This is a genomic window from Zhengella mangrovi (genome assembly GCF_002727065.1).
GTDB lineage: Bacteria > Pseudomonadota > Alphaproteobacteria > Rhizobiales > Rhizobiaceae > Zhengella > Zhengella mangrovi.
Window position 1 is genome coordinate 1 of the sequence record NZ_PDVP01000034.1, and the last position, 9,004, is coordinate 9,004.

A 9,004-nucleotide genomic window follows, 5' to 3' on the forward strand; every position below is an offset into this window, starting at 1 on the left:
ATCCAGAACCATGCGAACGGCGCGCTCGCGGACTTCCGGAGAATACTTGTTTGTCGTCTTGCTCATGATGCTCCATCCTACTCAGGAGTTGGAGCCTCCGGCAAACCCGGTGCGGTTCATTCACTCGTCAATCATGTCATGGCGGCGGCTGGCGCCGCCCCGAATGTCAACTGTTTGGCGGACCTTGTCGCGACCGCTGTCCGCAGGGCACCAAACACGGTCGCCATAGAGCACGACCGGGGCACGATCAGCTACGGCGCATTCTGGCAACGGGTTCAGAAATGCGCGAACGCATTGATCGGGCTCGATCTTCCGCGAGGTGCGCGGGTTGCGATCTTCGCCTACAACTCGCCGGAATACCTTCAGCTTTACCTCGCGCTGCAACTTTCCGGCCTGGTCGTCGTGCCAGTGAACTACCGACTGTCCTCCGAAGAACTGCGGTTTGTGCTGGACGATTCCGGGGCGAAAGCGCTGTTCATCGATGGCACTCTCGTTCCACTGCTGAATGAAAGGCGTTCGGCGATTGACATCGCGGACGACCGGATCGTGGTGCTGGGGGAAACCGACAGCCCCAACGCATACAACCGGTTTATCGACCATGCCAGCGATAGCCCGGTCGCGCTCCGAAGCACGCCTTTGTCTCCCGCGGCAATCTTCTACACGTCCGGCACGACAGGCTTTCCAAAGGGCGCGGTTCTCAGCCATCTGGCGATCCTCACGCGCTTCTCTTCCTGGGGTTGGCGTTTCGGGTTGACCGAGGAAGATACGACGTTCGTTCCGGGACCGATCTTTCACCAGTCGTTCGGTTCGATCGCGCTCGTTTCCCTCTGCGTTGGCGCGCGAGTTGTTCTCCGGTCCGAATTCCGGGGCGATCAGGCAATCGAGGATTTCAGAAAGTACCGCGTCACCTGGTCTTTCCTGGTTCCCAACATGATCTCGACCCTCCTGGAGCAAAACCCAGGTGGCGGTGTGCTCGCTGGCTTCGAGACGTTGCGCGGCATCATGAGTTCCGGCTCACGCCTACCCACCCCCTTGATCGACGGTTTTGAGGCTGCCTTTCCACGCGCGTCGCTCAGCGATGCCTACGGATGGACGGAAAGTGGCTGGATCACCTACTGCCGGCACGAGGACATGATGCGGACCGGCCGGTCTCTGGGTCAGGCCTCCTTCGGATGCCGCCTGTCGATCCGCAATGATGCCGGAGAAGAAATGTCGGCGGGAGAGGCCGGCCAGGTCTATGCCTGTAACCCGGTTCCCTTCCTTGGTTACCACGGAAAGCCGGACGCCACGGCGGCGATGCGCCAGGGGCCGTGGGAGACGGGCGGCGATGTCGGCTACATTGACGAGGAGGGCTTTCTCCATCTGCTTGACCGCAAGCGGGACCTGATCATCAGCGGTGGCGAAAACATTTATCCCGCCGAGATCGAGCGGGTCCTGGCGGAACATCCGGAAGTCCTCGAAGTCGCCGTTGTCGGCGTGCCGGACCCCAAATGGGGCGAGCACCCCCGGGCCTGCATCGTCCCGCGGGACGGGGCATCGATTTCCGTCGATTCGATCACCGCGTTCTGCGCGGGGCGTCTGGCGAAATACAAGTTCCCCAAGTCGATCCACACGCTGGAAATGCTGCCGCGTAACAGCATGGGGAAGGTCCTGCGACGGACCTTGCGCGAACAATTTTGGGAGGAAGGAAAGGAAAAGACATGAAGACTGGAGCCTGGACGAACAAGGCCGCGGCAATCGCGGCAGCGACGCTGACCTATGCAGCCGCAACAACGACAATGGCGATTGCCGACCAGACGGTCCGGATCGGCATGGTCAACAGTCTTACCGGACCCCATTCAGGGTTTGACCTGCCCGCGAGCGAAGGCACGCTGATGGCCTTCCACGAGATCAACAAGAAGGGTGGAATCACGGTCAACGGCGAGAAGGTTACCTTCGAAATAGTTTCGGAGGATGCGCAGTCGAAGCCGGATGTCGCCGTAAACGCGGCACAGAAGATTCTGCAGAATGATGACATCCGGATCGTCTATGGAATCATGACCAGCGGTCCCGGAATGGCCGCGGCGACGCTCTTCAGCCGCAGCGAAGTCCTCTACATCGGCGGCTTCACCCTGCTGGATACGCTCCTCGGCAAGCCGGGCGGCGAACTGATGATCCGCACGCTCAACTCGGATGCCGCGGTTGCGCAATCCTTCGTGCCCCAGAGCGTGAAGGTTCTCGGCGTCAAGAAAATCGGCATCATCTTGCCGAACGAGGATGTCAGCCGCAGCATTGTCGAAACCTACAAACCGCTGCTGGAAAAAGCCGGAGTCGAAGTACCCATCGTCGAATACTTCCAGCCTTCGACGACGGATTTCGCGCCGGTCCTGCGCAAGTTCCAGAACCAGGGCCTCGACGGACTCTTCGTCGGCACCAATGACGCGGTCGTGGAAGCGATCGTGCGTCAGACGACCGAACTCGGCGGTCTACCGAAAAAGTTCATGTATCGCGGCGGTTCCGGCGCCCCGGGTCTCAAGTACAAGGACCAGATCGAAGGCTTTGTCTGGCAAATCCTGACTCGCGACCTTGAGTTTGGCGATGATCCGAAAGTGCAGGAATGGAAGAAGGCCTACACCGCCTTCACCGGCAAGGAGATCTCTCCGAACACCTACTGGGGTCTCGTCTACTACGACACGGTGTTCATGATGGCGAAGGCGATGGAGCAGGTCGGCTCGACCGATGATGTCGAAGCCATCGCCAAGGCGATGAAGTCGATGACCTACGAAGGCGTGCGCACAATGCGGTTCAGTGAGGAAGGACGCGCCCGCTCCGACATCGACATCGGCACTCTGCTGAACGGCAAGATCAGTTCGGTTCGCGCTAGCGCCGAATAAGCCGGCAGACGTGCCAGGTCCATAGCCAGCGAAACGGGAGGAAGGCTGATGTTCATCGACGTCATCCAGACGATGACAGACGGATTGATGATCGGCGGGCTGTACGCAACGGTCGCCGTCGGGATCACACTCGTCTTCGGCATCATGGGAATACTGAATTTCGCCCATGGCCAGATGGTGATGCTCGGTGCTTACGTGGCCTTCTTCTTTGTCACGGCCGGCTACGGATTCTGGCTGGGCCTGGCCTTTGCCATGCTGGCCATGGCACTGCTCGGGCTGGTGATGGAGCGGGCTGTCTTCCGCTTCATCCTCACCGACCACATGGGTGGCCTGACAGTCTCGCTGGGGATCATCCTGATCATCGAGAACCTTGCTGCGGCCTATTTCACGCCGGATCACCGCAACTTCGACCCGCCCCTGAAAGGTGGGGTGGAACTGCTCGGCATGCAATTTTCCGCCCAGCGCCTGCTGGTGCTGGCCTTGGTCTTGGTGCTTGTCACCGCCTTCTATCTCTTTCTCCAGAAGACCCGCCTCGGTAAGGCCATTCGCGCCATGGGGCAGAACCGCACCGGTGCCGCACTCGTCGGCGTTCAGGTCGGCCAGGTAACGGCCATCGTCTTCGCGCTCGGCAGCGCGATGGCTGGGGCCGCGGGGGCGCTCTATGGCAGCCTGTTCGCAATCACGCCGTACATGGCGAGCGGACCGCTGATGAAGGGGTTCATTCTGACCGTGCTTGGAGGACTCGGCAGTGTACCGGGCGCAGTCATCGCCGGCTTCCTGCTCGGTATCGCGGAAAGCTTTGGCTCCCGATACCTGTCTGCATCCTTCCGTGACGGCTACGGCTTCATTCTCCTGATCGCAGCCTTGCTCCTGTTTCCTCGCGGTCTGTTCGGCTTTTCCGGAAAGGAAAAGGTATGAGCGTGAAGTCCGAGACTGCAGTCATGATCAACGAAGCAGCCAGTGAAACGGCGCCCGGGGAGAACCGCAACCGGATCGTCCAGCTCGTTTTTGCTCTTGGCTGGCTGGCATTCGCGGTCTTGCTGGCAACCCCGATCCTTGCGGATTCCCGCTATCTTCTCCATGTCGGCACGATGATCGCGCTGCACGGCGCTCTCGCGGTCTCTTTGAACCTTCTACTTGGCTATGCCGGCCAGTTCGCGATTTCGCACGGCGCCTTCTACGGTCTGGGCGCCTATGCGTCCGCGCTGCTTGTCACCAGTGCCGGCCTGCCATTCTGGCTGGCCATGCCGTTAGCCATGCTGATCGCCGCGATCGTCGCTGCAATCATCGGCTATCCGGCCCTGCGCTACACGGGCGGCGTTCACCTCGCCTTGCTGACGTTTGCATTCGGGGAGCTTGCACGTTTGATCGCGGCCAACTGGGATGGCCTGACTGGCGGACCGATGGGCCTGCGCGTGCTCTATTTCCCGGAACCGGTGCTGGGCTTCGCTTTTTCCAAAGCTTCGGGACTGTATGCGCTCGCCGCCGCGATGCTTCTCGTGACAATGGCGATCGTCCTGCTGGTAAAGCGATCGCGTTTCGGAAGGGGCCTCGTTGCGATTCGTGAAGACGAGGTGCTTGCATCGTTCCTCGGCATCAACGTCTTGCGCTACAAGCTCGCGGCCTATGTCCTCAGTTCCGCGATGGCTGCTATGATTGGGACGGTCTATGCGCCGATCATGACCTTCATTTCACCCGAACTTCTGAATGTCCACGAAACGATCTCGCTGATCGGCGTGCTTATCCTTGGCGGGATCGGAACCTTTTCTGGTCCTTTGATCGGAACCCTCATCTTTTACGGATTGCCTGAGTTCCTGCGGATCGCGAGCTTCTATCGCCTGGTGATCCTGGGTGTCCTGATCATCCTCGTGGTGCTGCTGGTGCCGAAAGGCATAGCGGGGGTCATCCGACAAAGGCTCGAGATGTACCGGCGCGGCTATCCGCTGTTCTCATGGAGGAAGCTGTCATGAGCCTGCTTCGCATCGAGGATGTCTCCATGCGCTTCGGCGGGCTGACGGCGGTTCGGGATGTTTCGGTCGCCATTCCGAAGGGCGGCCTTTGTGGCCTGATTGGCCCGAACGGGGCCGGCAAGACCACGCTGTTCAATATTGTCAGCGGGTTCCAGAGGCCCAGTGGCGGCCGCATCCTGTTCGAGGATCGTGACATCACCGCTCTTGAACCGCACCGCCGGGCAGAACTGGGTCTCGTGAGGACCTTTCAGGGCGCACGGGTCTTTCCCCGCCTCACGATCCGGGAAGGTCTGCAGATCGCCAGGCACCTGTCAGACGGCAACGCCACGCGCAGGCCGGTCATCGATGACGTGATGGCCGAGTTCGGTTTCGCCAAATACGCCGATGAACCAGCAGGGTCACTGCCGTCCGGCGTGATGCGCGAACTCGGTATTGCCATGGCGATCTCGACGGGTGCGAGAATGCTGCTGCTGGATGAGCCGGCTGCCGGGCTAAGTGCCGAGGAAGTGACAAACCTCCAGCGCGTCATCCGCCATGTCCATGCCGCCGGCGTGACTGTCTGGGTCATCGAGCACAACCTGAACTTCCTGATGGGTCTCGTCGAACGGTGCATCGTCCTGGATGCAGGTGCCGTCATTGCCGATGGCGAACCTCGGGCCATCACCGGCGATCCGCGCGTCATCGAGGCCTACCTGGGGGATGATGCTCATGCTTTCGGTTGAAAACCTGTCCGTTTCCTACGGCAACGTCAGGGCGGTTTCCGATCTTTCGCTGCGCGTGGCGCCCGGGTCAGTCGTCGGGCTCGTTGGCGCCAACGGGGCTGGAAAGACATCGACGCTCAATGCCCTGACAGGCTTTGTCGGACATGGCGCCACCGTGATCTTCGAGGGCCAGAACGTATCTGGCAGGTCGACCGCCGATCTTGTGCGACTGGGTCTGGTACAGGTCGCCCAGGGCCGCCAGCTATTCCCCGAGATGACGGTACTCGAAAACCTCGAAATGGGCGGCTTCCTCTGGCGTGCAGCAGAGATGCGCCAGCAGGTCGAGCGGATGTACGAGAAATTCCCGGTTCTTCAGGAACGCCGCAACCAGGCCGCGGGCACCCTTAGTGGCGGCGAGCAGCAAATGCTGGCAGTGGCCCGAGGACTCATGGCCCGTCCGAAACTGCTTCTCATCGACGAGCCATGCCTCGGCCTTGCCCCCAAGATGGTGGACCGGCTTGGCGAACTGATCCGCCAGATCAATGAGGATGGTATCTCGATCCTGCTCGTTGAGCAGAACACGGCATTCGTGTTCCGATTGGCCAGCCACGCCTACGTCCTGGAAAACGGGCAGTGCGTCCTGGAGGGAACACCGGACGAATTGCGCAGCAACGATCGGGTCCGTAGCGCCTACCTTGGGATTTAGTCCATGTCATCATCGCATGAATTCGGGATCGACGTCGATCGCGACGGTATCGCCGTCGTTCGCTGGAAGGCGTCAGCGGCAACAGCCTTTGTCCATCCGGAAACGATCGCCGCGATGGCCCGGACCCTATCTCACCTGGAAGCGGATCAGCAGATCTGTGGCATTGTCCTCACTGCGGACGACGAACGCTTCTTCGGAGGCGTCGACCTGAAGTGGCTTGGCTCGATTACTGCTTCCGGAGACCGGCAAGGTCTTCTTGACACGATCGAGAGCTTCCATCGGCTGCTTTCGCAAATCGAGGCGTGCAGGAAACCGGTGGCTGCCGTCATTGATGGCGATGCACTGGATGGAGGCTTTGATATCGCACTTGCCTGCCACGCCCGATTCGTTGCTTTGCATGCAACCATCCGGCTGGGGTTTGCCGAGGCCCGCTTCGGGCTCCCACCGATTGGTGGAGGGCAAGTGCGCATTTCCGCTTTGTCCGGCGCGGCTGGCTGGTCCGGACCGGTGTTGGAGGGAAAGCCGCTGGCAAGGCAGGCTGCCATCGATGCCGGCCTCGTCACTGCCGCCGGCGAAAGCGCGGTGAACGCTGCGCGGGACTGGGCTCTTGCCGAGGCTGCCCGGTTGGTCCAGAAGCCGGCCTGGAAAGCCAACAGGCGGACCTTGGCACCGGACTTGAGCGACCGCCTCGCCATTGCGGTTGATGAATTTGTCGCAGCCGCTTTCACCGATGTGTCCATGAGCCTGGTGGCGACGCTCGGTCTTGGCGTTGACCAGGTAAATAGCCTCCTTCGGCGCCCGACCGCGGTCGGGAAGCGTCGGTACAGGAAGGTAGGCGTCCTTGGTGCCGGATTGATGGGCGCGGGCATCGCCTTGGTTGCCGCCCGCGCCGGGATGGAGGTGGTCTTGCTTGACATCGACAGGGATCGTGCCCGACAGGGCCTGGACAGGATCAGCAGCCAGGAACGCGCGCAGGCCGCCGCAGGACGGGCCGACCCGGACGCTGTCGAGAAATCGTTAAGCTTGATCATGCCGGCCGGAGACCACGCGCTGCTTTCGGATGCCGATATCGTGGTGGAAGCCGTTTTCGAGGACCGGCAGGTCAAGGCGGAGGCCACCCGTCTTGCGGAAGCCCACATGCGTCCGGATGCGATCTTTGCCACCAACACGTCGACCCTGCCGATCCATGGCCTGGCACAGGCCTCAGTACGACCGGAGAACTTCATCGGGACGCATTTCTTCTCACCCGTTCCGCATATGCCGCTTCTGGAGATCATCAGTGGCGCCGCAACTTCGGAAACGACCCTGGCGGCCGCCATGGACTTTGCTCAGGCGATCGGAAAGACACCGATCCTTGTCAACGATTCCCGCGGTTTCTACACCACTCGTGTTGTGATGGCCTACCAGGCTGAAGCCTTCGAAATGCTGGCCGAGGGGATTGGCCCGCACCTGATCGAACAGGCCGGAAGGCTTGCCGGCATGCCGGTGGCACCGCTGGCGTTGAGCGACGCTGTCGGTATCGATCTCATCTGTCAGATCAACAGGCAGACGGCATCAGACCTGGGCGATCGCTATGTCGAGACCGATGGTTATGCCCTCGTCGGCCGTATCGTTGCTGATCACGGGCGCATTGGACGCAAGGCCGGGCAGGGCTTTTTCGACTATGATGACAAGGGTCGGCCAGAGGGAATCTGGGATGGACTCGCACAGGTTGTCGGAAAGGCACCATGTAGCGATGATCCTCTCATCGACCTTAGAGACCGTCTCCTTGGCGCACAGATTATGGAAACCGTTCGCTGCTTCGATGAAGGCGTCATCAGCGATGCGCTCGAGGCCGACGTCGGTGCCATTCTCGGATGGGGATTTGCGCCGTGGACCGGTGGCCCGATCAGCTACATTCGCCGTATTGGAGTCGAGCCGTTCCGGCAGCGATGCACGGAGTTGAGCGAGCGGTACGGGACGCGCAGACTAACGCCAGTCGATGGTTTCGACAAACTGATGGCTCGCTTACAGTAATTTTTGGAACCACGGCGGCTTCTCTCGGCATGGACTCGCCCGAAGCCAGCGGACAGTTCGAAGCTTGCTAGTGCAGTCTAGGTTGCGAACAACTAGCCGGAATCCGGCAACTCCAAATCAAAGACCTATCCAGCGCACTTTTTGCTTGCGCCATTTCAATGAGAACCGCTTGAGGACACACGAACCAAATTTTGAAGCGCGGAGCGGATGATGGGAAGACGCCAGCACTGGCGCCGCCACTTCAGCACAGGTCTTTCGCGGTGACCATACTGGGTAGTCAGCAACAAAAGACCTCCGCAAACCGACCCGGCGCTCGTACCAATATGGGTGGAAAACAACTTCAAGGTCCACCCGTCTCCGCCAAGGTTGCAGCGCTGGTCTTGCCCAACAACAAAAACAAAAAGGCAAACACATAGCGACGGCGAACACGACTTAGCCGTGTTGGCTGCGGCGCGAACAAACCCGTGGGCTGAAAGGCGTCCGGAAGGACCCGAAACCTCCGGCGATATTCGGCGTACGGTCTCTGGCTCGCTTCGTTCGCTGTGGAGCCAGTCCCGCTCATTTGCTTGACATGACTGAGCTATTGCCGATCAGGGCGTCGCGGTCACCGTCATTCTTTGCCCGTTGAGCGAAGATGCTGCGTGTCCCTCCCGCCACTCGCCAGTTCGCTTGCGATCCGGTTCGAGACATCGTTTGCCATGGCCCGTACCGGATCGTCATCCCGGTTGACGTACCGGT

At 60.6% G+C, this 9,004-nt stretch carries 7 protein-coding genes; all 7 read left to right on the forward strand.

The features are described 5' to 3' along the window. On the forward strand, positions 1–1,704 hold a 1,704-nt coding region (locus tag CSC94_RS23525), incomplete at its 5' end, for a class I adenylate-forming enzyme family protein (RefSeq protein ID WP_133123079.1). Beyond that, positions 1,701–2,873, forward strand: coding sequence for an ABC transporter substrate-binding protein (locus CSC94_RS23530; RefSeq protein WP_099308810.1), 1,173 nt, complete (start codon positions 1,701–1,703; stop codon positions 2,871–2,873). The genes CSC94_RS23525 and CSC94_RS23530, both read left to right, overlap by 4 nt. 48 nt (positions 2,874–2,921) lie before the next feature. Beyond that, the gene (locus CSC94_RS23535; protein ID WP_099308811.1) at positions 2,922–3,791 is read left to right on the forward strand and encodes a branched-chain amino acid ABC transporter permease; all 870 of its coding nucleotides are present in this window, start codon (positions 2,922–2,924) and stop codon (positions 3,789–3,791) included. Then, complete coding sequence (locus CSC94_RS23540; RefSeq protein WP_099308812.1) at positions 3,788–4,843, forward strand: branched-chain amino acid ABC transporter permease; 1,056 nt, start codon at positions 3,788–3,790, stop codon at positions 4,841–4,843. The genes CSC94_RS23535 and CSC94_RS23540 overlap by 4 nt, the downstream gene beginning before the upstream one ends. Then, the gene (locus tag CSC94_RS23545) at positions 4,840–5,565 is read left to right on the forward strand and encodes an ABC transporter ATP-binding protein (RefSeq protein WP_165784577.1); all 726 of its coding nucleotides are present in this window, start codon (positions 4,840–4,842) and stop codon (positions 5,563–5,565) included. Before CSC94_RS23540 ends, CSC94_RS23545 begins: the two co-directional genes overlap by 4 nt. Continuing rightward, positions 5,552–6,250 carry an ABC transporter ATP-binding protein gene (locus CSC94_RS23550; RefSeq protein ID WP_099308814.1) on the forward strand — a complete coding sequence of 233 codons (699 nt, stop codon included), beginning with the start codon at positions 5,552–5,554 and terminating at the stop codon, positions 6,248–6,250. The genes CSC94_RS23545 and CSC94_RS23550 overlap by 14 nt, the downstream gene beginning before the upstream one ends. A gap of 3 nt (positions 6,251–6,253) precedes the next feature. Further along, on the forward strand, positions 6,254–8,266 hold the full coding sequence (locus CSC94_RS23555; protein WP_099308815.1) for a 3-hydroxyacyl-CoA dehydrogenase NAD-binding domain-containing protein: 2,013 nt from the start codon (positions 6,254–6,256) through the stop codon (positions 8,264–8,266). Positions 8,267–9,004: the final 738 nt, after the last annotated feature.

Excerpts from the sequence above, each read along its gene's own strand:
- CSC94_RS23530 (WP_099308810.1), top strand. The coding sequence starts at position 1,701 with ATGAAGACTGGAGCCTGGACGAACAAGGCCGCGGCAATCGCGGCAGCG.
- CSC94_RS23535 (WP_099308811.1), top strand. The coding sequence starts at position 2,922 with ATGTTCATCGACGTCATCCAGACGATGACAGACGGATTGATGATCGGC.
- CSC94_RS23540 (WP_099308812.1), top strand. The coding sequence starts at position 3,788 with ATGAGCGTGAAGTCCGAGACTGCAGTCATGATCAACGAAGCAGCCAGT.
- CSC94_RS23545 (WP_165784577.1), top strand. The coding sequence starts at position 4,840 with ATGAGCCTGCTTCGCATCGAGGATGTCTCCATGCGCTTCGGCGGGCTG.
- CSC94_RS23550 (WP_099308814.1), top strand. The coding sequence starts at position 5,552 with ATGCTTTCGGTTGAAAACCTGTCCGTTTCCTACGGCAACGTCAGGGCG.
- CSC94_RS23555 (WP_099308815.1), top strand. The coding sequence starts at position 6,254 with ATGTCATCATCGCATGAATTCGGGATCGACGTCGATCGCGACGGTATC.